At 63.8% G+C, this 26,393-nt stretch carries 24 protein-coding genes; 13 read left to right on the top strand and 11 right to left on the bottom strand.

What is annotated here, in order from left to right:
- The first annotated feature begins 21 nt into the window (after positions 1-21).
- The 7 genes from VGN93_RS24560 (at position 22) to VGN93_RS24530 (ending at position 7,384) form a co-directional block, all read left to right on the top strand.
- Entirely contained in the window at positions 22-816 is a 795-nt protein-coding gene (locus VGN93_RS24560; RefSeq protein ID WP_327509610.1) for an ATP-binding cassette domain-containing protein, read from the top strand.
- Positions 817-1,410: 594 nt separating this feature from the next.
- Positions 1,411-1,926, top strand: a complete 516-nt coding sequence (locus VGN93_RS24555) for a VOC family protein (protein WP_327509609.1) — start codon at positions 1,411-1,413, stop codon at positions 1,924-1,926.
- A gap of 128 nt (positions 1,927-2,054) precedes the next feature.
- Positions 2,055-3,467, top strand: coding sequence for an extracellular solute-binding protein (locus VGN93_RS24550; protein ID WP_327509608.1), 1,413 nt, complete (start codon positions 2,055-2,057; stop codon positions 3,465-3,467).
- A 66-nt stretch (positions 3,468-3,533) separates the two neighbouring features.
- Entirely contained in the window at positions 3,534-4,421 is an 888-nt protein-coding gene (locus VGN93_RS24545; RefSeq protein WP_327509607.1) for a sugar ABC transporter permease, read from the top strand.
- Between the two features lie 10 nt (positions 4,422-4,431).
- The gene (locus VGN93_RS24540) at positions 4,432-5,256 is read left to right on the top strand and encodes a carbohydrate ABC transporter permease (RefSeq protein ID WP_319312987.1); all 825 of its coding nucleotides are present in this window, start codon (positions 4,432-4,434) and stop codon (positions 5,254-5,256) included.
- A 32-nt stretch (positions 5,257-5,288) separates the two neighbouring features.
- Positions 5,289-6,368 (top strand): sn-glycerol-3-phosphate ABC transporter ATP-binding protein UgpC, encoded by a 1,080-nt coding sequence (locus VGN93_RS24535; RefSeq protein ID WP_327509606.1) that lies wholly within the window; start codon positions 5,289-5,291, stop codon positions 6,366-6,368.
- Positions 6,369-6,385: 17 nt separating this feature from the next.
- Positions 6,386-7,384 (top strand): zinc-binding dehydrogenase, encoded by a 999-nt coding sequence (locus VGN93_RS24530; protein ID WP_327509605.1) that lies wholly within the window; start codon positions 6,386-6,388, stop codon positions 7,382-7,384.
- Here VGN93_RS24530 and VGN93_RS24525 read toward each other — a convergent pair whose 3' ends face one another.
- Positions 7,385-8,305 carry a LysR family transcriptional regulator gene (locus tag VGN93_RS24525; RefSeq protein ID WP_327509604.1) on the bottom strand — a complete coding sequence of 307 codons (921 nt, stop codon included), beginning with the start codon at positions 8,303-8,305 and terminating at the stop codon, positions 7,385-7,387. It abuts the gene before it with no gap.
- Between the two features lie 96 nt (positions 8,306-8,401).
- Between VGN93_RS24525 and VGN93_RS24520 the strand changes: the two genes are divergently transcribed.
- On the top strand, positions 8,402-10,081 hold the full coding sequence (locus tag VGN93_RS24520) for a GMC family oxidoreductase (RefSeq protein WP_327509603.1): 1,680 nt from the start codon (positions 8,402-8,404) through the stop codon (positions 10,079-10,081).
- Here the strand turns inward: VGN93_RS24520 and VGN93_RS24515 are convergent.
- The 8 genes from VGN93_RS24515 to VGN93_RS24480 all read right to left on the bottom strand — a co-directional run bounded on the left by VGN93_RS24515 (position 10,053) and on the right by VGN93_RS24480 (position 18,447).
- Positions 10,053-10,271 carry a hypothetical protein gene (locus tag VGN93_RS24515; protein WP_327509602.1) on the bottom strand — a complete coding sequence of 73 codons (219 nt, stop codon included), beginning with the start codon at positions 10,269-10,271 and terminating at the stop codon, positions 10,053-10,055. The two genes, VGN93_RS24520 and VGN93_RS24515, sit on opposite strands and share 29 nt — an antisense overlap.
- 61 nt (positions 10,272-10,332) lie before the next feature.
- On the bottom strand, positions 10,333-11,514 hold the full coding sequence (locus VGN93_RS24510; RefSeq protein WP_327509601.1) for an ABC transporter permease: 1,182 nt from the start codon (positions 11,512-11,514) through the stop codon (positions 10,333-10,335).
- A gap of 5 nt (positions 11,515-11,519) precedes the next feature.
- A complete protein-coding gene (locus VGN93_RS24505; RefSeq protein WP_327509600.1) occupies positions 11,520-12,662 on the bottom strand; it encodes an ABC transporter permease in 1,143 nt (380 codons plus the stop codon).
- On the bottom strand, positions 12,662-13,363 hold the full coding sequence (locus VGN93_RS24500; RefSeq protein ID WP_327509599.1) for an ABC transporter ATP-binding protein: 702 nt from the start codon (positions 13,361-13,363) through the stop codon (positions 12,662-12,664). Before VGN93_RS24500 ends, VGN93_RS24505 begins: the two co-directional genes overlap by 1 nt.
- Positions 13,360-14,448 carry an efflux RND transporter periplasmic adaptor subunit gene (locus tag VGN93_RS24495; protein WP_327509598.1) on the bottom strand — a complete coding sequence of 363 codons (1,089 nt, stop codon included), beginning with the start codon at positions 14,446-14,448 and terminating at the stop codon, positions 13,360-13,362. The genes VGN93_RS24500 and VGN93_RS24495 overlap by 4 nt, the downstream gene beginning before the upstream one ends.
- 46 nt (positions 14,449-14,494) lie before the next feature.
- A complete protein-coding gene (locus VGN93_RS24490) occupies positions 14,495-15,538 on the bottom strand; it encodes a helix-turn-helix domain-containing protein (RefSeq protein WP_327509597.1) in 1,044 nt (347 codons plus the stop codon).
- Positions 15,539-15,663: 125 nt separating this feature from the next.
- On the bottom strand, positions 15,664-16,989 hold the full coding sequence (locus VGN93_RS24485; protein ID WP_327509596.1) for an APC family permease: 1,326 nt from the start codon (positions 16,987-16,989) through the stop codon (positions 15,664-15,666).
- 87 nt (positions 16,990-17,076) lie between these two features.
- Positions 17,077-18,447, bottom strand: coding sequence for an aminotransferase (locus VGN93_RS24480; RefSeq protein WP_327509595.1), 1,371 nt, complete (start codon positions 18,445-18,447; stop codon positions 17,077-17,079).
- A 429-nt stretch (positions 18,448-18,876) separates the two neighbouring features.
- On the opposite strand from VGN93_RS24480, the gene VGN93_RS24475 reads away from it, so the two are divergent.
- From VGN93_RS24475 to VGN93_RS24460, 4 genes are read left to right on the top strand one after another with little or no spacing between them, the layout of a single operon-like run.
- Entirely contained in the window at positions 18,877-20,229 is a 1,353-nt protein-coding gene (locus VGN93_RS24475) for a glutamine synthetase family protein (RefSeq protein WP_327510022.1), read from the top strand.
- Between the two features lie 17 nt (positions 20,230-20,246).
- Entirely contained in the window at positions 20,247-20,585 is a 339-nt protein-coding gene (locus tag VGN93_RS24470; protein WP_327509594.1) for a hypothetical protein, read from the top strand.
- Entirely contained in the window at positions 20,578-22,794 is a 2,217-nt protein-coding gene (locus tag VGN93_RS24465; RefSeq protein WP_327509593.1) for a N,N-dimethylformamidase beta subunit family domain-containing protein, read from the top strand. Before VGN93_RS24470 ends, VGN93_RS24465 begins: the two co-directional genes overlap by 8 nt.
- 58 nt (positions 22,795-22,852) lie before the next feature.
- Positions 22,853-23,554 carry a class I SAM-dependent methyltransferase gene (locus tag VGN93_RS24460; protein WP_327509592.1) on the top strand — a complete coding sequence of 234 codons (702 nt, stop codon included), beginning with the start codon at positions 22,853-22,855 and terminating at the stop codon, positions 23,552-23,554.
- Positions 23,555-23,671: 117 nt separating this feature from the next.
- On the opposite strand, the gene VGN93_RS24455 is transcribed toward VGN93_RS24460, so the two are convergent.
- Both VGN93_RS24455 and ligD read right to left on the bottom strand, forming a co-directional pair.
- A complete protein-coding gene (locus VGN93_RS24455) occupies positions 23,672-23,872 on the bottom strand; it encodes a cold-shock protein (protein WP_256114733.1) in 201 nt (66 codons plus the stop codon).
- 295 nt (positions 23,873-24,167) lie between these two features.
- Complete coding sequence (gene ligD, locus VGN93_RS24450; protein ID WP_327509591.1) at positions 24,168-25,217, bottom strand: non-homologous end-joining DNA ligase; 1,050 nt, start codon at positions 25,215-25,217, stop codon at positions 24,168-24,170.
- A gap of 202 nt (positions 25,218-25,419) precedes the next feature.
- Here ligD and VGN93_RS24445 point away from each other — a divergent pair, with 202 nt between their 5' ends.
- Positions 25,420-26,310: a dihydrodipicolinate synthase family protein gene (locus VGN93_RS24445; protein ID WP_327509590.1), complete on the top strand. Its 891-nt coding sequence runs from the start codon at positions 25,420-25,422 to the stop codon at positions 26,308-26,310.
- Positions 26,311-26,393: the final 83 nt, after the last annotated feature.

The raw sequence follows: 26,393 nt of genomic DNA, 5'->3' as shown, positions 1-26,393 counted from the left end.
CCGCATGAATGGGAGAGTGCCATGCACCTGTCTGTCTTTCAGCACAAAGATGCCCCCGTCCAGCCGGACGCAACCGTGCCGATCGTCGAGGCCGTCGGCATCGCCAAGCACTATGGCGGCGTCATCGCGCTTTCCGGCGCCAACCTGAAGGTGATGCCCGGAGAGGTGGTCGCAATCGTCGGCGACAACGGCGCCGGCAAGAGCACCTTCGTGAAGATCCTGTCGGGCGCGCAATCGTCGAGCGAAGGCAAGATCATGGTCTCCGGCCGGGAAATGTCCTTCCACCGGCCGAGCGATGCGCGCGAGGCCGGCATCGAGACCGTCTACCAGGATCTGTCGCTCGCCGAGCACCTCGACGTGCTGACCAACCTCTTCCTCGGCCGGGAGGAGTTCTATTTCAAGTTCGGCGGCCTCAGCATCCTGAACCGGCGCAAGATGACGGCGCGGGCCGAACAGCTCCTGAGCGAGATCGGAGTCAACGTGCCGGGCGTGCGCGATATCGTCGGCGGGCTTTCCGGCGGCCAGCGCCAGGGTGTGGCGATCGCGCGGGCGGCCGGCTGGGGGTCGCAGCTCATCATCATGGATGAGCCGACGGCCGCGCTCGGCGTGCAGGAAACCGCGCATGTGCACGATATCATCCGCGGCCTCCAGTCGCGCGGCGTGGCGGTGCTGCTGGTCAGCCACAATATGAAGCAGGTGATGGAGCTGAGCAATCGCGTCTACGTCTTCCGCCGCGGCCGGATCGCTGCGGAACTGCACACCCCCCAGACGACGACCGACGAAATCATTTCGTACATCACCGGTGCTCGTGGTTAAATGCGGCTCGGCGCTCCAGGGGAACGGAGCGCCGGGATTTGGCCTGATATTGCGTCAGAGCGCTTCGGATTTTCGCTGTTTGCGAAATTGTCGCTGCGCTCGGACGGATCGATGTTTGGCGATTAGCTCAAAAACCGGAGAGAACCACATGTCTCGACAGATGATTGCGCTAGCCTGGGTCTGCCCCGCTCAGTTCTGCGAGCGGAGCGAGTTTGAAGGACCGTCTGACCGTCTCGGGTTCTGGCTGAAGCTCCTGTCACGCATCTTCTGACAGCCCGCCAAGCACAGCCTCTGTTTCAAATTCGAGCCGAAGCATCGCTCGACGCTGCGTGATGCAGGCCCTTCGGATTTCATCCGCCAGCTTCCCCAAAGCCGGACGAAAACCCCACTATACTCACCTAAGAGAGCGTGCGCGCCATGTGCAGGGCGTAGCATTATCCATGCATGCGAAGGCGTGCGTGATCACCCAGTTGACATGGTAACCGGATAGTGCATTAAATAAATAACTAACTAGATACATACTTGATGGCGACCTGGTCGCCCCGGCGAGCGGAGGGCTCGCGGTTCAGGGATGGGATCGCGGAGGAGGGGAATTTGAAAGTTTTCGGCGTTGAGCATGTCGGCTTCACGGTGCCGGACCTGGAGGAGGCGGTTTCGTTCTTCGAGACGGTTTTTGGCGCGGTGACGGTGATGACCACGGGCAAGGTCGACGTGGACGGCGACTTCATGCGCCGCCGGCTCGGCGTGCCGGAGCATTGCCGCATCGAGAACATCAAGGTGCTGCGTTGTGGCAATGGCAGCAATCTCGAACTGTTCCAGTATTCCGGCGAGACCACGCAAGAGGCATTGAAGCGCAACAGCCAGCCGGGCGGTTTCCATGTCGCCTTCCAGGTCGATGATGCGGTGGCCGCGGCCGAACGGCTGCGGGAGAAGGGCGTCGACGTGCTGGAGGGGCCGACCTATGTCGATGCCGGCGCGATGAAGGGGCTGACCTGGCTCTATCTGCGCGCGCCCTGGGGCCAGTTCCTCGAAATCGTCAGCATGACGGGACCGCTCGGCTACGAGGCCGATGGCGGGCCGAAACTCTGGTCACCCGTGACGAACGCCTAAACCCCATTCCATCCCTTTGAGGGATGCGCAATCCGCCTGCCGGTTCCGGCAAGCGGGACTGAACCACCGTGTCCGGAAAACCGGGCGCGGTCCTGCAATCGTTTCATTGAATGAGGAGGAGCATTTCGATGGGAATTTGGAAGAAATCCGTTCTTGCCGCCGGTTTCGTGGCGCTGATGTGCGGCAGCGCGCTGTCGCAGGACAAGCCGTTCGAAGGCGTGCAGCTGAAGATGCTCGGCATCGGCGACACGTCGGTGACGCGTCTGGCAAAAATCACCGGCGAGTTCGAGGAACAGACCGGCGCCAAGGTGCAGATCGACATGCTCCCCTATCCGGGGCTGATCGACAAGATCATCATCGAAGCGAGTTCCGACAACCCGACCTACCAGCTGCTTTGGGTCGATAGCCCCTGGGTCGGCATGCTCGGCGAGGCCGGCGCGTTGCAGGATCTCACCGAATACGCCAAGCGCGACGCCGCCGAAATCGGCCTCGACGACATCATTCCCGTGCAGTTGCAGGAAAATAGCTGGCAGGGCCAACTGCTCGCCTTCCCGGCCTCCGGCATGATCTGGCACGTCAACTATCGCCAGGACCTGTTCGACGATGCCGGCGAGAAGGAGGCCTTCAAGGCCAAGTACAACTACGATCTCGCGCCGCCCGCCACCTGGCAGCAGTTCCACGACATTGCCGAATTCTTCACCCGCAAGAAGGGCGACACGCTCGCCGGCAAGGTGCTGGAACAGGATTTTTACGGCAATGCCGAGTCCTACAGCCGAGTGCAGGGTGCAATCACGCATGACTATTTCCCGATCATGCGCGGCTTCGGCGGCGACTATTGGGATCCGGCGACCGGCCTTTGCGCCATGACCGGCGAGCCGCATGTCAAGGCGGCGGAGTTCATGAAGTCGCTCGTTCCCTTCAATCCGCCGGATTATCTCGGCCTGATGTGGGACATCCAGTCCGGCTACATGGAACGCGGCGAGACGGCGCTTTCCGGTTACTGGAGCGTGCGCACCGTGCGCCTGACGAACCCGGAGGAAGCCAAGCTGCCGACGCTCGGCAAGGCCGGCTTCTCCGGCAGCCCGACAGAAGACGGCAAGCCGCAGCCGACCTATACCGGCTCGCTGTCCTTCGCCATCAACGCCAAGGTTTCCGACCAGGAGAAGGAAGCCGCCTGGGCCTTCATCAAGTGGGGCACCGGCGAGAAGATCATGCGCCGCCTTGCCGATGAAGGCTGGGGCATCAGCCAGTTCCGCAAGTCGATCCTCGCCGATCCCGCCCTTCAGGAGAAGTACCCCTACTACAAGGTGCTGCTCGACACCCAGACGAACGCGCGCCGCCGCATCTTCCATCCGTTCTACGCGGACGTGGAGGAAAATTTTGGCGTCGAACTCTCCAAGTACATGGCCGGCGAGACGGCAACCGCACAGGAGGCGCTGAACAACGCCTGCACCGCGGTCAATTCGCGCCTGTCGATGTTCCCGGTCGAACAGCGGCTTCGCTGGATCAACGACGCACCGGTCACCGTGCTGCAGAAATAAGCGCCAACCCCGCGCTCCGGCCGCCTTGGCCGGAGCGCGGAATGAAATGACATGCGGGAGGGTGCCATGGGCTATGTCAACAGACGCAACAGGACGATCGCGGGCGTATTCCTGCTGCCGACGGCGACCGTGCTTTTCCTCACGACCATCTATCCGATGCTCTATGCGCTCTATCTGAGCTTTCGCAACTACGATCTGGCGAAACCGTTCATCCCGCGCATCTTCGTCGGCCTTGCCAACTTCCAGGAAGTGCTGACCTCCGGGCCGTTCCTGCACAGCATGCTGATCACCTTCAAGCTGATGGGGGTGACGCTGTTTTTCCAGTTCGTCATCGGCGTCGGCCTCGCCCTGCTGGTGACGCAGCGCCTGCCCGGCATGGCGGCGATCCGCACATTGCTGCTCATTCCCATGATGATCTCGCCGGTCATCGTCGGCCTCGTCTGGCTCTTCATCTATTTTCCGGAACTCGGCTATTTCAACTATTTCATCGGCCTGATCGGCATCAACCCGATCCCGTGGATCACCAGCACGCAATGGGCGCTGACGGCGATCGCCATTGCCGACATCTGGCAATGGACGCCCTTCGTGATGATGGGCACGGCCGCCGCCCTGCAAAGCCTGTCCCCGGAACCCTATGAGGCAGCGCGCATCGACGGCAATTCCAACATCGACGTTTTCCTGCACGTCACGCTGCCGCAGCTGAAGCCGGTGCTGATCAGCCTCTTGTTCCTGCGCGCCATCGATGCCTTCAAGATCTACGACATCATCTTCGTGCTCACCAAGGGCGGGCCGGGCGATGCCACCGAGACGATCGCCCTCTACATCTACCGCCAGAGTTTCACCTTCTGGCGCATGGGGGTCGGTGCTGCCGCCTCCTTCGTGTCGCTGATCATCATTTCCGTGCTGATCACGCTGTTCTTCAAATCCATGCAGAAGAGCGCCGCCGCGCGTTGAGGAGACCACCATGAACAGGCTCAGCACCAGACAGGCGACCCTCGTCTACATTGTGACCGGCATCATCCTGATCATCTTCATGATCCCGATCTACCTCATCCTGGCGTCCTCCCTGAAACCGTCGGCGGATATGTTCTCCCGTCCGCCGACGGTCTTTTTCACGCCGACGCTGCAACACTATGTCGATCTCTTCACGCTGCGGCCGTTCCACTGGAACATCATCAACAGCCTGATCGTCACCCTCGGCTCGACGGTGTTTTCCGTCACCATCGGCGCACTCGGCGCCTTCGCCCTGTCGCGCATCCGCCACCCGCGCATCAACGACGCGGCGTTCTGGATCCTGTCGATGCGCATGTTCCCGCCCATCGCCGTCGTCGTGCCCTATTACATCATCTTCAAGTCGGTCGGCCTGCTCGATACGCCCTTGGCGCTGATCATCGTCTATTCGACGGCGAACATTCCGCTCACCGTCTGGCTGATGAAGGGCTTCTTCGACGAGGTACCGGAGGCGCTGGAAGAGGCCGCACAGGTCGATGGCTACGGCATCGTCGAGATCTTCTACCGCATCACGCTGCCGCTGGCGGCCCCCGGCCTCGCCGTCTGCGCGGTGTTCTGCTTCATCTTCTCGTGGAACGAGTTCCTGTTCGCATTGATGCTGACCGGCTCCAGCGCGCAGACCGCCACCGTCGCCGTCATGTCGTTCTGGAGCAGCGACGCGGTGCAGTGGGGCCGCATCATGGCGGGCTCGTTCATCATTCTCATCCCCGGCGTCATCTTCGTGCTCACCTGCCAGAAATGGCTGGTCAAGGGGCTGACGCTCGGATCCGTCAAATAGGCCGGCAGCATAAGCACTGCGGAGGAAAAATCTTGGCATCTGTTTCCCTTACCAACGTCGTGAAAGCCTTCGGCGCCTTCAAGGTGGTGCATGGCGTCGATCTCGATATCGCCGACGGCGAGTTCGTCGTGCTGCTTGGGCCGTCGGGCTGCGGCAAGACCACCACGCTGCGCATGGTCGCCGGCCTTGAGGACGTGACCGGCGGCGAGATCCGCATCGCCGGCGAGGTTATCAACGACCGGGCGCCGAAGGATCGCAAGATCGCGATGGTGTTCCAGAACTATGCGCTCTACCCGCATATGACCGTGCGCCAGAACATGGAGTTTGCGCTGAAGCCGCAGCGCCTCTCCAAGGCCGAGGTCGATGCGAAGATCGCCGGTGTCGCCGCCATGCTGGGCCTCGACGTGCTGCTTCAGCGCAAGCCCGCCCAGCTTTCCGGCGGCCAGCGCCAGCGCGTGGCGATGGGCCGCGCGATGGTGCGAACGCCGGAGGTGTTCCTGTTCGACGAGCCGCTGTCGAACCTCGACGCCAAGCTGCGCACGCAGGTCCGCATGGAAATCGCCAAGCTGCACAAGCAGCTCGGAACCACCGTGATCTACGTCACTCACGACCAGGTCGAGGCGATGACGCTCGCCGACAAGATCGTCATCATGAAGGACGGCCATATCGAGCAGATCGGCGCGCCCGAAGAAGTCTTTGCCCATCCGAAAAACCTCTTCGTCGCCACCTTCATCGGCAGCCCTTCGATGAACCTCTTCCGCATGACCGCGGAGCGCGGCGACACCGGAACGGTGCTGTCGTCGCCAGCCTTCTCCCTCCGCCCGCCGGCAGAACTGGGCGCGAAATTGAAGCCGGGGCAAGCGGTAACGCTGGGTGTCCGCCCGAGCGACGTGCGCCTGGCGCAGGCCGGCGACGCGGATGCCATCGAGGCCCGCGTCGAAGTGGTGGAATATCTCGGCGTGGAAGCCCTCGTCGATCTGAGGATAGGCACCCAGGAATTCATCGCGCAGATCCCGGCAAGCGATCGGCCCGCGCTCGATCAGGCGGTGAAGGTCGTCTTCAACCCCGCCGGCCTGCATCTATTCGACAGCGAAAGCGGCCAGGCGCTCTGAACCGCAAGGAGACCATCATGTCCGGCAAGGAAATCATCTTCCCGCAGAAGAACAGTTTTGTGCTGGCGGAATGCGAGACGCCGCAGCTCGGAGCAAATGAGGTGCGCGGCCGCACGCTCGCGACCCTCGTCAGCCCTGGCACCGAACTCGCCTGGGCGACGGGCGAGGATTTTCCCATCCGGCCCGGTTATGCCGCGGTGTTCGAGGTGGAGGAATGCGGCGAGGCCGTCACAGGCGTTGCGGTCGGCACGCGGCTGTTCTGCATGGGGCCGCATCGCAGCTTCCAGCAGGTCGAGCAGCGCTTCACGCTGCCGGTGCCGGAGGGCCTTTCATCCGAAGAAGCCGTCATCGCCCGGTTGATCGGCGTGTCGATGACGACGCTCATGACCACCAAGGCGAGGCCCGGCGACCGCGTGGTCATCGGCGGTGCCGGCCCGGTCGGCTATCTCGCCGCGCATATCTTCAAGCTCTCGGGCTATGAGGTGTCCGTCGTCGAGCCCGATCCCGTTCGCCGCAGCCAGATCGCCGCCTCCGGCATCGCCTCGGTCTTCGCCGAGATGCCGGTGACCGACCCGGACTTCGCCGGCAAGGTCGCGCTCGTCGTCGATTGCTCCGGCCACGAGGCCGCCGTTCTCGGTGGCTGCCGCATCGTGCGCCAGCATGGCGAGGTCGTGCTGATCGGCGTGCCGTGGAAGCGCCATACCGAACTCTACGCCCACGACATCCTGCACGCCGTGTTCAACAATTTCGTGCTGCTCAGAAGCGGCTGGGAATGGGAGTTCCCGTTGCTGGCAAAAGGCTTCAAATGGGTGGAGCTGCTGGATGGCTACAACAACACCAGCCAAAGCGTTTTCGGCGGCTTCGCCAAGGCCCTGAAATGGCTCTCCGAAGGCCGGATCCCGCTCGACGGCCTTCTGCGCAAGGCATCGCCAACGGCCCCGGCCGCCCTCTACACCGCCTTGCTGGCCCGGGAGATCACCGAGCCCTTCGTCGTGCTCGACTGGCGATCGGAGTGATCACCCCCAAATGCGGGTAATGGCATCGTAGGCGAACTGGATGGTCGGGTCTTTCGCCCGCGCGTTCAGGCAGACGAAGCTCAACGCGGTCTCGATCTGGACGCGATCGGCGATCACCAATCCGTTCGACTGATGTTCATGCAGCGCCAGCGACTCGCGGCAGAGACTGAGCCCCAGCCCGGTTCGCACCATCGCCAGCATGGAAGGCTCCTGGTCGACCGAGGCGACGACGTTCTGCCGCACGCCGAGGTCGCCGAACACGCGTCCCAGCAGCCGATTGTGCACCGAGGCCGGCGGCGTGCCGATCCAGGGGAGGGCCGCGAGATCCGGCCAGTCCTGGCCGCGAACGAAGCCGGCGAGCGACGGTGGCGCGACGACCAGATAGGTCAGTCGCGCGAGCTCCTTGGCGTGGAAGAGGTTTTCATCGGGCGACAGCCCGGCCACGGGGTCGAAATCCCGGATGTCGCCGAGAAAATAGCCGACATCCAGCTCGTTTCGCCGGAGACCTTCCGGCACGTCGCCGCTCATGCCGTGGCGCAGTTCCGTTTCGATGCCGGGACCGCTCTCCACGAGCGCCTTCAGAAATGCCCCCAGCCGCGTGAATTCCGGATCGATGATCGTGCCGATGCGCAATTTTCCGCGCAGGCGCGTTGCGAGGTGCCCGGCCGTCTGGCCGAAATCCACCAGCGCCGCCAACACCTGCTCCGCCTTCGCCGCCAGCAAGGCGCCTTCCAGCGTCAGTTCCAGGCCCGCCGACGTGCGGCGGAACAGGGTGATGCCGGTATCGGCGGCAAGGCGCTTGAGTTGCAGGGTCACGGCCGGCTGCGTGAGATGCAGTCGCTCGGCGGCGCGCGTGACATTGCCCTCGCGCGCAACGGCCACGAAGGCCTTCAATGTCCTGAGGTCGGTCGGGTTTGTCATATTAATTCTGCTTATAATCCTCTGCTTCATTTGTCATTGGATTTTCCGGCCCGTCACCGGCTATTCCTGCAAAAATACGAGGAGGGACATGAAAAAATGACGCGCCCGGACATTCGATCTTCCCACGATCGCTTCGACTATATCGTCGTCGGGGGAGGCTCCGCCGGTTGCCTGATGGCCAACCGCTTGAGCCGCGACCCTTCCAGGCGCGTGCTTCTGCTGGAGGCCGGCAGGAAGGACAATTATCCGTGGATCCATATCCCGGTCGGTTATCTCTACTGCATCGGCAACCCGCGCACCGACTGGCTGTTCAAGACCGAGCCGGATGCCGGGCTGAACGGCCGATCGCTGCGTTATCCGCGCGGCAAGACGCTCGGCGGCTGCTCCTCCATCAACGGCATGATCTATATGCGCGGCCAGGCCCGCGACTATGACGGCTGGGCGGCGGCGACCGGGGACGCGGCGTGGTCCTGGGACAATTCGCTTGCCGATTTCAAGGCCCACGAGGATCATTACCGGTTGGACAATGGCGCGGATCCCGAGACGGGCGGCAACAGCCGTTTCTCCGACATGCACGGGCATGGCGGCGAGTGGCGGATCGAAAAGCAGCGGCTGAAATGGGATATCCTAGAATCCTTCGCCGAGGCCGCCGTCGAGGCCGGCGTCCCGCGGTCAACCGATTTCAACAGCGGCGACAACGAGGGCGTCGGCTATTTCGAGGTCAACCAGCGTTCGGGCTGGCGGTGGAATACCTCCAAGGCCTTCCTGCGCCCCGCGAAGAGCCGGTCCAACCTCACGGTCTGGACGGAATGCCATGTCGAGAAGCTGACGCTTGAAGGCCGGCGCTGCACCGGCGTCGTGCTCCAGCGGCAGGGGCGCCGGATGACGGTTCGCTCCGGGAAGGAGGTGATCCTTTCGGCCGGCGCGATCGGTTCGCCGCAGATCCTGCAACTGTCGGGCATAGGGCCGGCGGGTCTCCTGAAAAGTCACGGGATCGACGTCGTGCACGACCTGCCGGGCGTCGGCGAAAACCTGCAGGACCATTTGCAGATCCGCGCCGTTTTCAAGGTCGGCAATGCCAAGACGCTGAACACGCTCGCCAATAGCCTCGTCGGAAAGGCGAAGATCGGCCTGGAATATGTGCTGAAACGCAGCGGGCCGATGAGCATGTCGCCCTCGCAGCTCGGCGCCTTCACCCGCTCCGACGAGACGCAGGCCCACGCCAACCTGGAATATCACGTCCAGCCGCTGAGCCTCGATGCCTTCGGCGAACCGTTGCACAGCATCCCCGCCTTCACCGCGAGCGTCTGCAACCTGAACCCGACCAGCGCCGGAACGGTGCGCATTCGCTCCGGCAAGGCCGCCGATGCGCCGGCCATTGCGCCGAATTACCTGAGCACGGAGGAGGATCGCCGGATCGCCGCCGACAGCATCCGGCAGGTTCGCAGGATCGTGTCGCAGCCGGCGCTCGCAAAATACCAGCCGGAGGAGTGGAAGCCCGGCCTTCAGTTCCAGAGCGACGAGGACCTCGCCAAGCTCGCCGGCGACATCGCCAACACCATCTTCCACCCCGTCGGGACGACGAAGATGGGGCGCGCCGACGACCCGATGGCCGTGGTCGACAGTCGCCTGCGGGTGCGCTGCATTGCCGGCCTGCGCGTCGTCGACGCCGGCATCATGCCGAAGATCACCAGCGGCAACACGAACGCGCCGACGCTGATGATCGCCGAAAAGGCGGCGGGATGGATTATTGCCGACGCCCGGCAGCGCGGATGACGGACTGGGACGACCGCGATTCCTGGTTGAGCAGGTCGATCGCGGCGAGGGCCTCCCGCCGGGTGGAAAAGGCGAGAATCTCGTCGCCCATCATGCCGGGCAAGTCGGTCGCATTGTCCCAGACCACGTAGTGATCCAGCGGATCGAGGAGGCATTCGTAGCGATCGGTACTCCCGGTTTCCGTCGCCATGTCATCCTCCACTGCCTGACGTTAGAAGCCGGCAGCATAGTCCGCCAATGCAAACATCCGCTTAACCGCGCGCCCGAAGGGCGGCGGTCAGCGGCAATCGTGTCGCGGCAAGCGCAGGAAGGGCGCCGCCGAGGATGCCGATGGCAAGGCCGAGCAGGCCCGCCGTCAACAGGACGTCGGGTGTCACGGCGAGCTGGAAGGCCATGCGGGCGTTGTTCGCGCCGATCGTGCTGGCCTGCCAGCCGTTGAAGATCAGCCACGAGGCGAGGAGGCCGAGGAGGACGCCGGCGCCCGCGAGCACCACGGCTTCCACCCATGTGCCGAGAAAGGCCGAGAGGCGGCTGAAGCCGAGTGCGCGCACGGTGGCGATCTCGACGGTGCGATCGGCTACGGAGCTCATCATTGTGTTGAGCGCGCCCGCCGTCGCCCCCACGGCCATCAGCAGCGCGACCGGCCAGCCGAACAGGCGGATGAGGCTCGCGGTGCGTCCGGATTGCGCGGCGTAGAGATCGGCCTCGGTAAGGGCGACGAGCGGGGTCCCGGTGATCGTGGCGAGCGTGTCCTGCAAGCGTTCGAGCGCGACGGGATCGGTAAGGCGGAGTTTTAGGCTTTGCACCTGGCCCTGCCGGTCGAAGGCGGCGCGCACGGCATCGAGATCCGCCCAGAGTTCGGATTCGAAGGCGCTGCCATGGGCGGAGAAGTGGCCGGCGACCGTCCAGTCGACCGCGCCGAGCCGGACGATGTCCCCCACGCCAAGGCCGAATTCCTCGGCAAGCCGATCCCCGACGACGATCTCGCGGGCACCGGGCGTGAAGAGGCGGCCGGCCGAAAGCGTGATGCCGTCACGGATCGACGGGCCGGCCGCATCCATGCCACGCAGCGCCAGCGTGCGCTGCTTCATATCGACGGCCACGACGATCTCGCGCGACGAGACGAGCTTGCCGCCGGCATCGCGGGCGACGCCCAGGTCGCCGGTCATGGCGTCGAGCGTGCGGATGACGGAAGCGGGAATATCCGAGCCCGTCTCCTGATTGGTGCCGCCGCCGAGGATGACGGCGACGGCGGGGGAGCCTGCACCGGTCAGCGCCGTCTCGAACCCTTTCGCCATGGAGAGGAAGCCTGCGAGCACACAGACGACGAGAGCGACCGAGAGCGCCATCGAGGCGGAAATCGCGAAGCGGCGCGGCAGGCTGGACAGGTTGGTGCGGATCATCACGAGCGCTTGTCTTGCGTGAGTGGACATGTGGGTTACCTTGTTCTGAAAGCTTTGATGATGGGGGTCCGCATCGCGTTGAAGGCCGGCAGCGCGCCGGTCGCGAGGCCGAGGGTGATGATGATCGCCAACGCTTTGGCGAAGACGGGCGCGGAGAAGACCAGCCCGAGCGCCGGGCCGGCAAGTACGGTTGCGAGTTTTGCCAAAGCGAGGCCGATGCCGCCGCCCAAGACGAAGACGAAGAGGGTTTCGCCGAGGATGAGCGTCACGATGCCGAGGCGGGAAAAGCCGAGCGTCTTCAGCACGCCGATCTCGAAGGTGCGTTCACGCACGGCAAAGACCATGGTGTTGACGACGATCATCAGGAGGGTGACGAAGGCCGCGCCGACGACGAGGTTCACGATCAGCCCGATATCGGCATATTGGCGCAGAAACGCTTCCAGGAACTGCTTTTCCGATTGCGTGCGCGTCGGCGTGGCCGAGTTGGCGAAAAGCGTATCGATCCCGGTGGAGAGTTCCCCTGGCGAGACGCCCGCACGGGGCCGGACGACGAAGGCGTCCACGGTATCCTTGGCCCGCGCACGCGCGGCGTTCACATAGTCATAGCGGGCGATCATGAAATAGGTGTCGGTGGCGGCATTTTCGCCCTCGAAGATGCCGGATATCTCGAAGCGCCAGTCGCGACCGCCGTCCTCTCTCGGCGTGTCGAAGGCGGTGACCGTCACGCGCTGGCCGACAGTCCAGCCCTGCGCCTCTGCCAGGGCGCGGCCGACCAGCACCTTGTCACGGGCCTGGCCGATCGCGCCGATCAGGGCGGACGTCAGGCCGAGCCCCTTGCCGTTGACGGCCATTAGCAGCTCAGGATCGGCGGCGCTGATGGCGACGACGTTCTTTTCGACATCGACGAAGCCGCGCAGCCGCGCGACATAGCCGACTGCCGCGACGCCGGGATCGGCGGCGATCCGCGACAGTGCCGCCATCGGCAGCGGCTGCGTGCGCCCGCCGGCGCTCATGACGCCGAGAAGGTCGTCGCTGGCGGCAGCGGTTCCCTGTGCACCGTTGAGAAAGCTTGCGGTGAGGCCGTAGATCAGGAAGGCAACCGCGATCGAGACCATGAGGAGCATGGTGCGCAGCGGTTTTCGCCAGGCATTCTTTCGTGCGAGATCGAAAAAGGTCATCAGGCGGCCCTCTTCTCTTCGACGAAATCGCCCTTGTCGAGATGCAGCGTGCGGCGCGCGTAAAGCGCTGCCTGCGGGTCGTGCGTCACCATGAGAATAGTCTTTTCCAGCTCGCGGTTGAGGAAGCGCAGCATGTCCAGAACCTCGTCGGCGGACTTGCGGTCGAGGTCGCCGGTCGGCTCGTCGCAGAGCAGCAGGCCCGGATCGGAGACGATGGCACGCGCGATGCCGATGCGCTGCTGCTGGCCGCCGGACATCATGGCGGGATATTGTTTTCCGCGGCCGGAAAGCCCGACGAGGTCGAGGACCTTGTCGACGCGCTGCCGCCGCTCCTTGCGCGACAGCGGTTTCAGCAGCAGCGGCAGCTCGACGTTTTCCGCGGCGTTGAGCATGGGCAGCAGATTGTAGAACTGGAAGACGATGCCCATGTTGTGCGCCCGCCAGGCGGAGCGCGCGGCCTCGCCCATCTGGTCGAGACGGCTGGTGCCGATGCTCAAGGTCCCGGCATCCGGACGGTCGATGCCGGCGAGCATGTTGAGCAGTGTCGATTTGCCCGATCCGGACGGGCCCATGACGGCGACGAAATCGCCGCGCGGGATGGCAAGGTCGAGCCCGGTGAAGATGGGGATCATCTCACCGCCGATGCGGTACGCCTTCCGGACGCCGCTGAGCGCGATATAGGGGACGGGGTCACGGGTCATTTCGTGTTTTCTCCTGTTTCATCGAGGGCGATGCGGATGCGGGCGGCCATGTTCGGCCGGATGCCCTGGGGCGGATCTTCGAGGGACAGTCGCAGCGTGACGGTGCCCTTTTCCGCGGAGGCGACGGGCGCCAGCCGCAGGACGCTGACGGCGAAGGGCTGGTCGGGAAAACCATCGAGCACCGCCTGGCCGGCAAGGCCGGGCTTCAGCGCGCCGATGGTGGTTTCCGCCACGTCGGCGTCGATCACGAGGTTGTTTGTATCGGTGATCGTCAGGAGGCTCTGGCTTTCGCGAACGCTGTCGACGCGCGCCAGCACCGTATCGCCGACGCGGGCGTCGAGCCGGGTGACCGTGCCGGAGAAGGGCGCGCGAACGGTCAGTTCCGCCACCCGTTCCCCGGCGATGCGAATGGCGAGGTCGGCGCTGTCGGCGACTTGCCGGGCCTGCGCCACGGCGTTCGATGCGCGCTCGGCCGCCGCGCGCGCGTCTTCAAGCGCCTGCCTGGAGGTCGCATTGCGGGCGGCGAGGATTTCGGTGCGGTCCAGCAGGGTGCGGGCCTGCACAAGATCGATGTCCCGGGCGGCGAGGATCAGGCCGGCCTGCACCTTCGCGGCGCGCGCCTGTTCCAGCGCGAACCGCGCGCCGGCATCCTCCAGCGTCACGAGAATCTGGCCCGCCTTGACAGGGTCGCCCAGCGCCACGGCGATCTGCGTGATCCTGCCTTCATATTTGGCAAAAACCGCCGTCATGCCCGGTGCCACGACAAAGCCGGAGCCGGTGATTTCGCGGCGGACGGGGATGGGATTGCGGGCGGTGGACCGTTCGCCCTCGGCCTGCGTCACGGCGACGGGGTCGGCCGCTGCGCGCTCCGGCTCCGACAGGGCGACCTCGATCTGGCGAACCACATCCGACCGGTAAAAGACGGTGCCGACCACCAGCGCGGAAAGGCAGATCGGAAGAACGAGACGCCGGAGCATCGGCTTCGGCGGCTCTATGTCGTGGGGGACGGGCTCAAGCGAGAGCGACTTGAGCGTCTCGGCCAGTTTTCGGCCCTGTTCTGTGGCGATGTCGAAATGTGTGTTCATGCCGGACATCATGGCCGGCGAGGGCGGAACCGCGACCTGGAACGCGTTATGGGTCGTGCTCGATCGCGATCGGGGACGTTGCGGCCTTGCGCTCGCGCCATTCGAGCGGCGACATTTCGGTGACGCGGCGAAATTCGCGGTTGAAGTTGGACTTGGTCTGGAAACCCACCTCGAACATGATCTCGGTCACGGGTTTGTCCGTGTCGGTCAGCAGCTCGCAGGCCTCGGCGATCCGGTGCTCGTTGACATATTGCGAGACATTCTTGCCCGTCGCCCGGTTGATCGCCATAGAAATCTGCCGGGCCGGTATGCCGAGCTTGCGCGCCAGCCGGTCGAGGTTGAGATCGACGTCGCGATAGACGCGCTTCGTCGCCATCAAAGCCTCGATTGCGGAGAGCGTTTCCTTGTCGCTGCCGGTCTCGGACCGTACGGTCGCTTCGCCTGTCTCCCGCGCCGCGTGGCTTCGGCTGGCGGTCGCTGCCGCAATCGACAGGATGACCAGCGAGGCAAGATTGCCGCCCGCAATCAGCGGCGGCGCATATTCTCCGCCCATCCATGTCAGATCGAAGAAGACGAACGTGTCGATCGCCGCGGAGAGGAGCAGGGCGAGGGCTGCAAAGAGGATGGCGCGGTAGGCGGGTGCTGCCTCCTCGAAGGGCGCGAGGCGCAAGGCGTCCGTCCCCGATCGCATCAGGAGCAGGATCGCGACCGCATAGGTGACGAAGCTCAGCACGAGCGCCATGTCGATGGCATCGCGCCATGTCACGAGAAGCACGAGGACGATGAACATGGGGACGGCATGGAGAGCAAGGCGGTGCAGCAAGGGCGCGCGGCTCCGGCGCACCAGTTCCGTCACGCCGGCATAGGCGAGCGGCGGCACGGCGGCGGCGCAGAGTGGTGCCAGAATCATGATGGTGCCATGCACGCCATAGCCCCAGCGCAGGCCGGAGAGCAGCGACAGGAACGCGCTGATGAGGATGAGCGCCAGGAACGGCCGGTTTGCCGGCCTTTCATCGCCGTGGCGCAGGGCGGCGGCGAAGAGAACGAGCAACAGGATGGCGACGACGAAGGAGAGAGGGACGAAGGGCATGAAAATCCGGTGCAGGAATGGAGGAAGCAGTCTCCGTTATCCTGCCCCCGAGGACAACCTCTCGCGACCTTGATCGTGTTTCAGGTCGCAGAAGGGCGGCCAGGCAGCCGCCCCTCGCGCTTGGCTTAAACGTCACTCGTCATCGTCGGTAGCGGGCGCGTCAGGATGCGCGTCTTCGCCAGGAGATAGACTATTCCGAGTGCCAGCCAGGACAGGCCGAGTTCGATCGCCAGCCGATCGAGGCTCATGAACAGGCTGGCGCAGAACAGGGCGCCGATCACGGCGACAGCCATCAGCGCTGTGCGGCCCTTGCGCTCGTCCGGTCGCTTCATCAGGAAGGCGATGACACACAGATTCACGGCGAAGAAGGCGGTGAACGCGCCGAAGTTGATGAAGGCGGTGGAGGTGGAAATATCGAACTTCATCGCCCCCAGCATCACCACCCCGACCAGTGCGGTGTTCACCACGGGCGTCTTGAAGCGGGGATTGATATAGGCGAAGGGCATCGCCGGGATCACGTTGTCGCGGCCCATCACCAGGAGAAGCCGCGAGGCGCTGGCATGGGCGCAGAGCCCGGCGGCAAAGAAGGCAATCGCCACCACGACGGTAAAGACCGTCTTGAACGTTTCTCCGCCCACCTGGCCGACGATCTCGTAAGCGGCGGTATCGATGCTGTCGAAGGTCAGCGACGGATGGACCACCATCATGAGGTAGGTGGCGATCATGAAGATCCCGCCGCCGAGAAGCGTTGCGATCATGATCGCCCGCGGTATCGACCGGCGCGGATCGACCGTCTCTTCCGACAGGGTCGAAATCGCGTCGAAGCCGAGGAACGAATAACAGGCGATCGCAGCACCGGCCATGATCATCGACCAGTTCGTCTCATCGTTCGTAAACGGCTTTGCGGAAAACAGCGCGCCGTCCGGGATGTGCTGGATGGCCGCGACGCAGAGATAGGCCAGCATCGCCACCATGACGAGCTGGATCGCCATGATGACGAGGTTCACCCGGTCCGTCAGCTTGATGCCGAGGATGTTGATGATCGTCGACAGAAGGGCCACGGCGGCGACCCAGACGGGGAAGGGAATTTCCGGGGCAAGCGTCGAGAGGCTCGTGGCGGTCAGCAGGCAGATGACCATCGGAATGAAGAAATAATCGAGCAACAGGACCCAGCCGACGACAAAGCCGGAGAGGGGGCCGAACACTTTGGACGTATAGGTATAGGCGGAGCCGGCGACCGGGTTGCGCGACGCCATGAAGCCGTAGCTCGCCGCCGTTGCGAGCATGGCAAGCGTCGCGACGACATAGGCCGTGGCGACGGCACCGCCGGTCCTGACCGCGATCGCACCGAATGTGGCGATGACGACCAGCGGCGACATATAGGAAAGCCCGAACATCGCGGCCGATATCGTGCTGAGCCTTCTGTCGAGTTTTACGTGTTCATTTGACACTGTCTTGTTCTCCTCTGGGGTTCGTCGAGGCCCGCCGGACGCCTGTCTGGAGGGCTCAAGTCACTGATTTTATGTGTTGGTCTCCTTTCAGCGCGTGTTCACCGCCCCATGGACCACGTCGAGCACGTCCTTGAGCACGGCGAGAAGCGCTTCGATCTGGCTGTGCGTGGAGATGAACGGCGGCGCGAGCACGACGGAGGAGCCCAGCGGCCGGATGATGAAGCCGCGATCGCGGGCTTCCTTGGCGATGCGTTCGCCGATGCGCAGGCTGCCGGCGAAGGGTTCCTTCGTCTTCTTGTCCGCGACCGTTTCGAGCGCGCCCATCAGGCCCAGTCCCCGCGCTTCGCCGATCATCGGGTGGTCCGCCAGCGCCCGCAGGCCCGCTTGAAAGGTCTCGCTCACGGATTTCACGTTCTCGAAGACGCCTTCCTGCGTGATGATCCGGATCGCCTCGAGCGAGATCGCGCACCCCACAGGATGCCCGCCGGTGGTGAAGCCATGCGGGAACTCTTCGAAGGCCTCGCTTGCCGCCGTCGCCCGCCTGTCGATATCGGTGGACAGCATGACGGCGCCCATCGGAAAATAGCCGGCCGACATGCTCTTCGAGGCGACGATGATGTCAGGCTCCTGCCCGACGGCTTCAGCGCCCCAGAGGCTGCCGGTGCGGCCGAAACCGCAGATCACCTCGTCGGCGATCAGCGGAATGCCGTATTTCTTCAGGATGGGCTGGATGCGGGCGAAATAGGTGGCCGGCGGAACGATGACGCCGCCCGCCCCCATGACCGGCTCGGCGAACATGCCGGCGATCGTTTCGGGACCTTCCTGCAGGATGCGGCTCTCCAGGTTGGCGGCGAGCCGCGCGGCGAATTCCTCGTCGCTCTCTCCAGGCAGCCCAAAACGCCAGGCGTGCGGGCAATCGACGGTGACGACTTCCGGCCCCGGCAGGCCGAAGGCCTTGACGTAATCCTTGCCGGTGAGTGCCGACGCCATGACCGTCGCGCCGTGATAGGCGTTCTTGCGGGTAAGGAGCTTGCGGCGCTGCGGCTTGCCCTCCGCGGCCCACATCATCCAGAGCAGCTTGACGATCGATTCGTTGGCTTCCGAACCGGAATTGGTGAAGAACACCCGGCTCATCGCGACGGGCGCCAGCGCTAGCATGCGCTCGGCAAGCTCCACCGTCGGCTTGGTGTTGCGGCCGAAAAACGTGTGGTAGCCCGGAAACTCCCGGTACTGCCGGAGAGCCGCGTCGCTCAGGCGTTGCTCGGAAAAGCCGAGCGTCATGTTCCAAAGCCCGGAATTGCCCTCGAAATAGCGGCGCCCGGCGGTGTCCACGATGTAGGGGCCGTCGCCGTGGTCGATGATCACCGGCCCGTCCGCCTTCAGCGACGGAAGATCGGTGAATGTGTGGAAGAAGCTCGTCGCTTCACGGCGTTCCCAGGATTGGGCTGCAATCGTCATGTTGTCTCCTCCGACCCGGGCGACGATGGTGTCGCCAGGTAAATTGCGTTTTGCATTTTCAAAACACTAAATGCGAAGAAACATCATCTTGCGCAATCTGTCAATTCGTGTTCAAAGTGCATTTGTGAGGTTGGCGCGAATTGCAAGCTTATCCCCGCTGGATTGTGCTGGATATCAGGCTGATCTGCGCTGAATTGATTGCTTTTCGCGGCTGGTCGGTACAGCGCGATCCGACCGCGAGAGGTTCTGAATGCATGGAGTGTTGATCGCGTTTATAGTGTGAAATATGCAATTATTTGCGTTTTGACGGGTTGGCTTGCTACGGAGGAGAAGAGAGTGAACCACGAGTTTCTGGCGCGCCGCGAGGCGGTCTATCCGGTCGAAATCGATGGCCCCCTCGGGGCGCAGGGCAGCCCCGTCCAGGGGCGGCTGACGCTCGACGCGTTGAGGCAGGCGGTTTCCCGCGGCGAGATCGATACGGTCATCGTGGCGATGACGGACATGCAGGGCCGCTTGATCGGCAAGCGCCTCACCGCACGGTTCTTTCTTGAGACGAATGTCTCGCCGCAGCTCTTCTGCGATTATTTTCTCGCCACCGACATGGAGATGACGCTCGTCCCCGGCTACGCCTCGGCCTCCTGGGAAAAGGGCTATGGCGACTTCGCGCTGGTGCCGGACATCTCGACATTGCGGGCAATCCCGTGGCTGCCGAAGACCGCGCTCGTGCTGTCGGATGTGACGACGTCGGGCGGCGTTTGTCTCGATCATTCGCCGCGCCAGATGCTTCGCCGGCAGCTCGACCGGCTGGCCGCGCTCGGCTTTTCGGCGGACATGGCGGCGGAGCTGGAATTCTACCTGTTCAACCAGACATTCGAGGATGCGCGGTCGGCGAAATATGAAAACCTGAAATTTTCCAGCTGGTATCCGGAGGACGGCCACATCTTCCAGACGTCCAAGGACGAGCCCTATATTCGCGCGATCCGCAACCTGATGGAGCTTGCGGATATTCCCGTCGAGGGATCGAAGGCCGAGTGCAGCCCGGGTCAGCAGGAGATCAACCTGCAATATTCCGACGCCCTGGAGACCTGCGACCGGCTCGCGCTCTACAAGAACGGCTGCAAGGAAATCGCGCACCAGATGGGCAAATCGGTGAGCTTCATGGCGAAGCTTGGCGAAAATCTTTCCGGCAATTCTTGCCACATCCATCTGTCGCTGCGCGATATCGAGACCGGTGCGGCGGGCTTCTACGATCCATCGCGCCGGGGCGGCATGTCCGATCTCTTCAGGCGGTTCCTGGCCGGCGCCATCAAACACGCGCCCGCCGCGACCTATTTTTATGCGCCGAACATCAATTCCTACAAGCGCTTCACCGCCGGCACCTTCGCGCCGACGCGGCTGGCCTGGTCGGTCGATAACCGCACGACGGCCTTTCGCGTGCTCGGCCAGGGCAAATCCCTGCGTGTCGAATGCCGCGTTCCCGGCGCCGATGCAAACCCCTACCTCGCCTTCGCCGCCCTCATCGCCAGCGGGTTGCAGGGCATCGAGGACGGGCTTGAACTCGAGGAGGCCTTCTCCGGGGATGCCTACGCTGCCGACGGCGTGGCGCGCATACCGGGCGCGCTCTATCGCGCACTCGATCAGCTCGAAGCCTCTTCGGCGTTTGAAAACGCCTTCGGCAGGGACGTGGTCGAACACTATCTGCATTGCGGCCGCTGGGAACTCGGCGCTTTCGAGGGCGCCGTCACGGATTGGGAAAAGCTTCGGCTTTTCGAGCGCTGCTGATCAGGGAAGGGACGGGCATGTCGAGATATGCGCTTCAGCCGGAAGACGGGCAGTTCATCGAAGAATTCATGAAAACCCCCATCGGCCATCACAGCCCGGGATTGCAGCGTGTGCTGAACGTCATGCGCGGCGGCGAACTCGAAGGAAAATATGTGCTTGTCATCATCGAGCCCTATCGGAAATGGGCGCTCGGGCGGCTTCCCGCCCGCCGGGGCGCGCCGATATCCCTGGTGGATGGGGTGGAATATTCCTGCCAGCTGCAAGCCGAGCGCGACGTGTTCGCGCGCCGATGGAAGGATCTGACCGGCGAGGACATCGGCAGTGCGTTGAACGGAGAGGGATCGACCCATGCTTAGGATAACGGCCTATTCGAGCAGGATCAGCTATCGCCCCGGCGACGAGGTGGACGTCAAGGTCAGTGCGGCGGGCATGAGAACCTTCGACGCCGCGCTGAAACGCATCATCCAGGGCGACATCAACCCGGTGGGCCCCGGTTATCGCGAGGACCTCGTCCCCACCGCCATCGGCGGCCCTTTTCGGGCGCGCGAACAGAAAATCCGAACCGGCTCCTACGGCATCGCGCGGTCGACCGGACTGGCGGTTGCGGGCAGCATCACGGTCGCGGCCTTGATCTGGCCGACCCTTCCCGGGGCCGCGAGGCAGGCGGTCGTCTCCATCGGCGCAGAAACCGGGCTTCGCCTCGGTCTGGACGAAGAGGGCCGCGCCTCCTTCGAAGCCATCAGTGGTGGCCGCCGGATCGGCCGCGCCACCACCGCAGTGCCGTGCCGGGCGAAGGCATGGTATGCGATCATCGGGACATTCGATCCGGAAACCTGCTGGCTCAATGTCGAACAGGTCGCGATCCAGCACTTTCCGGGGATTTCGGATAGCAGTGCCGCACAAGCGACCGCCGAAACGTCGATCGATATCGACTGGAGCGAGGTCCTGTTTGCCGCCGAACGCATACCCGGCGGCGCCATTTCCTCGTTCTACAATGGAAAGATCGAAGCACCCTTCGTCTGCGCCGGCCGGCCGGGAGCCGAAAGCGTCATCGTCCATTTGAAAGGCCGGCGGAAGCTCGAACCCCTGATCGCCGATTGGGATTTCGGGCACGACATCGCCAACGATGCCTTTGCCGACAACGGCCCGCATGGGCTCCACGGCAGGTTCTTCAATCTGCCGCACCGGGCCGTTTCCGGCCTTGCCTGGGACGGATCCACCTATAAATGGCAGGAGAAGCCCGCGCATTACGCCGCCGTGCACTTCCACGATGACGACCTCTACGACGCGGGGTGGGAGACCGACTTCACCTTCCGCTTGCCGGACGATCTTAAGAGCGGCGTCTATGCCGCGCACCTGACATCGGACGATGGCGACAGCGAATATTACGTCGTCTTCGCCGTCAGGGCCGCCAGGCACGCCCGCAGGGCACCCGTCCTGTTCGTCATGCCGACGGCAAGCTACATGGCTTATGCCAACCATCGCCTCGGCATCGACGTCTCCGAGACGGAGATCGGCGCCGGCCAGCTCATCCAGGTGGACAGGCACCACGCCTTTCTCCAAGAGAATCCGCAATACGGGCTCTCGCTTTATGAGGTGCATTCCGATGGTTCGGGGGTGTTCTATTCCTCCCGCCTGCGCCCGGTCGTCGATCTCCAGCCCAAGGTGCAGGGTTTTATCGGCGGCCTCGGCTCGAATGTCTGGCAGTTCAACGCCGACACCCACATCCTCGGCTTCTTCGAAAATCGTGGCCTGGACTATGACGTCGTGACGGATGAGGATCTTGAAAGGGACGGAGCCGAGGCCCTCTCCGGCTACCCGGTCGTCGTCACCGGCAGTCATCCCGAATATACCAGCACGCGCATGCTCGATGCCTATCGGGATTATTCCGAGGGCGGCGGCCGGATCATGTATCTCGGCGGCAACGGTTTCTACTGGCGCATCGCCTATAGTGATAAACTGCCCGGCGTGATCGAATGCCGGCGATCCGAGAGCGGGATCCGCGGATGGGAACCCGGCACCGGCAATTACCATCACCAGTTCACCGGCGAACTCGGCGGATTGTGGCGGCGGATCGGCCGCGCGCCGCAGCAACTGTTCGGCGTCGGCATGACGGCCCAGGGTTTCGACCTGTCCTCGCCCTATGTGAAAACCGAGGCGGCCAGCGACCCTCGGGCAGCCTTTATCTTCGAAGGCATTGACGAGGACGTCATCGGCGATTTCGGCCTGAACGGCAACGGCGCTGCGGGCAACGAGATCGACAGGGCCGATTTTGCGCTGGGCACACCGCCGAACGCCCTCGTCGTCGCATCGTCGCGCCTTCACACGGATATCTACCTGATGACGCCGGAGGATCTGCTCGACCCGACGCCGACCTGGACGGGCACGCAAAGCGACCTCATCCGTTCCGACATGACCTTCTTCGAAACCGCGTCCGGCGGCGCGGTGTTCTCGACCGGCTCGATCGCCTGGGCGGCATCGATGGCCTGGAATGGCTATGACAACGTCGTGGCAAGGTTGACCGAGAATGTCGTCAGGCGTTTTTCCAGCCCGGAGAAATTCTGACGACGCCTATCGCCGCGGCCGCTTGACCAAAGTTAGGGTTTGTAACTATTATTGTTACATGACTTTGAACGATGAAAAATCTGGTCCTCCCGGTGTCGGCAAGCCGGCTTTCACCGCGGCGCACGCCAGTTCCTATGTGGAAGGCACGCTGAAAAGGGTACCGGGCCTCGCCGCGCTCCATCGCATGGCTTCGATGCTGATTGCGGAGCGCGTGCCGGGTTCTGGCCGGGTTCTGGTGCTCGGCGCGGGCGGCGGGCTGGAACTCAAGGCTCTGGCCGACGCGAATCCCGACTGGGATTTTTACGGAATCGATCCCTCGGCCGACATGCTTCTGCTGGCGGAGGAGACCGTGGGGCCTCATCGCCCGCGCGTGCAATTGCACCAGGGATATATAGACACCGCGGAGGCGGGGCCGTTCGATGCGGCCGTTTGTTTTCTCACGCTGCACTTCGTGGCGCGCGATCAACGCCTCGATACGGTGCAGCGGGTGCGTCGCCGGCTGGTGCCGGGCGCGCCGTTCGTCGTCGCCCATATCAGCTTTCCGCAGGGCGAACCCGAGCGGTCGATATGGATCGCCCGCCATGTCGCGTTCGGAGGGCAGGCCTCCGGGGACGCGGAAAGCGCGCGGCAGGCCATCGCCACGAAACTATCGATTCTCTCGCCGGAAGAGGACGAAGCGATGCTGCGTGAAGCGGGATTTTCGGATGTGAGCCTGATTTATGCAGGCCTGACTTTCAGGGGATGGGTGGCTTACGCCTGAGCCCTTGCCGTTTTGCTTGGAAGCCAAGCCCGGCATGCGGCGTGTCTCGACGCCTTGGCTCGAATATGCCGAACGAGGATCGGCGAGGCTTCTCAGCCGATCCTCGAACGAAACCGATCAGAGAACGCGAACGTTTTCTGCCTTGGATTTGCCTGTCTTGCGGTCCTGGCCAACGTCATAGCTGACGCGCTGGCCTTCGCTCAGCGAGCCGCCCTGCAGAGCGGAAACGTGTACGAAGACATCACTGCCCCCATTCTCGGGCGTGATGAAGCCAAAACCCTTTTCCCCATTGAAAAACTTAACAGTGCCAGTGGCCATTTCTAATCCTCGAAGCTCGAACAGCGGATTGCCGCGCGGCAAAACCTATCGCGGTTGGAGGCAGTCTGCAATGCGCTTGCTGGTTGGTAAGGCTTAATCTCCACGATACATTGTCATTTTTTAATACTTCGTGGGCTTCGAGGCCGGATTGAGGCCCCTTGAATTGCGTCGGGGCCGTCCATATCTAGGGCTTACCACCCGTATCGATGATGCCTGCCGCAACAGCACCATACTGCTGCGCGCGTTGTCCGGGTCAAACAGGGCGCTCCCCGAAAGGGTCGAGCGCCCTGTTTCTTTATCGAGCATCGTGCCGTTTCATGTCATAGACGGCGGCGTTGTCCTGCACTTTTCGCAAGCCCTTGTAGAGCGTTTGGCGGAGATTGCCGTCCTCGGTCCAGCCGCGGAATTCGATCTCCGCGATGAGGGTGGGGAGCGCGAAGACATAGTCCTTGCCCTTCAAGGGCACGACGGGCTTGCGCGTCTTCAGCATGTCGAGCGTCTTGCGCAGATAGTCCGCATCCTTGGCACTGAACCCGGTTTCGACGGAACCGATATGGACCCAATCATGTCCGCGGCGAGCGGCGAGAAGCAGGCCGCCAATGCCGCCTGGGGCCGAATCCGACAGTGCATAGCCGACGATCATGAAACTGGCGCTCTCTGTGCAGTCGATCTGGAGCCAGTCATCGCTGCGGCCGGATCGATAGGGGCGGTCGCGATGTTTGGCCACGATGCCCTCCAGTCCGAGCCGGCGCGCTTCGGCGAGGAGTTCATCGGCATCGACGTCGAGTTCTTCCGACAGCCGAATCGCGCCATTCCCACCAGCCGGGACGAGGTCCTCCAGCAGATGGCGCCGCACGGAAAGCTCCGTGCCCGTCAGGTCCTGGCCATCGAGATAGAGCAGATCGAAGGCATAGAGGATGGCCTCCTGCGAAACGCCGGAGCCGCCGAGCGCGTTTTGCAGCGCCGCGAAATCCGACCGGCCTTCATCATCGAGAATCACCGCCTCGCCGTCGAAGATGGCCGCGTTGACGCCAAGATTGCGGGCCGCCGCTGCGATCCCCGGAAAACGATGGGTCCAGTCCTGGCCGTCGCGTGTGAGGAGGCAGATACCTTTCGAATCGATATGGACGGCGAGCCGATAGCCATTCCATTTCACCTCGTAGAACCAGTCGGGACCTTTCGGCGGGGCAGGCCTGCGCGAGGCAAGACAGGGTTCGATGCGATCGGGCATCGGATCGAAGGGCAGGCCGGGTTGTTGCGGATCCCGCTTGCGCACGGGGCGGGACTGGATTGTCGCACCGGATTCGTCGAGCAGCGGAAGAGGCGATCTGCGCTTCGGCGTCATAGGAATTCACCACCTCCTGCATCGGCCCGCTGCGAGCCCGGATTTTCATCGTCGCAGTCCTGGAGATAGGTACGCTCGCCGCGAACTTCATCCCCGGAGGGCACCGTTTTCGCAGCATACCATCAACGATTGTCGCGGTGACAAAGTCGGTTGTCGCCTTCAAACCGCACGGCGGTCTATGATCGGCCGACAGGAGGAGCGCATGACCCTATTTTCCGGCCTTTCGGCCTTTTCCATCACGCCCACGGACGCGGCCGGCCGCGTCGACCGGGAGGCGCTCTCCGGCCTGCTCGAGCGCATCCGCAGCGCGGGCGCGGATTCGATCGGCCTGCTCGGCAGCACCGGTGGTTATGCCTTCCTGTCGCGCGAGGAGCGGCGGCACGCCGTCGAGACCGCGATTGCCAGTGTCGACGGGCGGATACCCGTCATCGTCGGCGTCGGGGCGCTGCGCACGGACGAGGCCGAGGCGCTGGCGCGTGACGCGAAGACCGCCGGCGCCGACGGGCTGCTGCTGGCGCCGATGTCCTATACGCCACTGACGGAGGAGGAGGTTTTTCAGCACATGGCCGCGGTCGCCAAGGCCGGCGACCTGCCGCTCTGCATCTACAACAATCCCGGCACCACGCGCTTCATCTTCAGCGACGACCTGATCGCCCGGCTGGCGGACCTGCCGAACATCGCCGCCATAAAGATGCCGCTGCCGGCCGATGGCGATTTTCGCCGCGAAATCGCCCGTCTGCGCGCCCGCACGCCTGCGCATTTCCCCATCGGCTATAGCGGCGACTGGGGTGCTGCGAAATCCCTGCTTTCGGGCGGAAATGCCTGGTACAGCGTCGTCGCCGGCCTGCTGCCGGCCGAAGCGCTGGCGCTGACGCGTGCCGCCATGGCCGGCAACCGGGCCGAGGCCGAGCGGCTCGACCAGGCCTTCCAGCCGCTGTGGGACCTGTTCAAGGAATTCGGCAGTTTTCGCGTGATGTATGCCATTGCGGGGCTTCTCGGCCTCAGCGCCGCCGCTCCGCCGCGACCGATCCTGCCCTTAGGCCCGGCCGATGTCGCGCGGGTCGAAGCGGCGCTGGATCGTGTAAAGGGCTGACGCCCACGCTTCGCTCGCCATCGAACCATTTTCGGTGCCGGTCGGATAGGGTCGCATCACCGCGAAGCCGAAAAAGGGATTGG

This window comes from Shinella sp. (assembly GCF_035998705.1).
Classification (GTDB): Bacteria; Pseudomonadota; Alphaproteobacteria; order Rhizobiales; family Rhizobiaceae; genus Shinella.
This window is presented reverse-complemented; position numbering and strand designations above follow the sequence as displayed.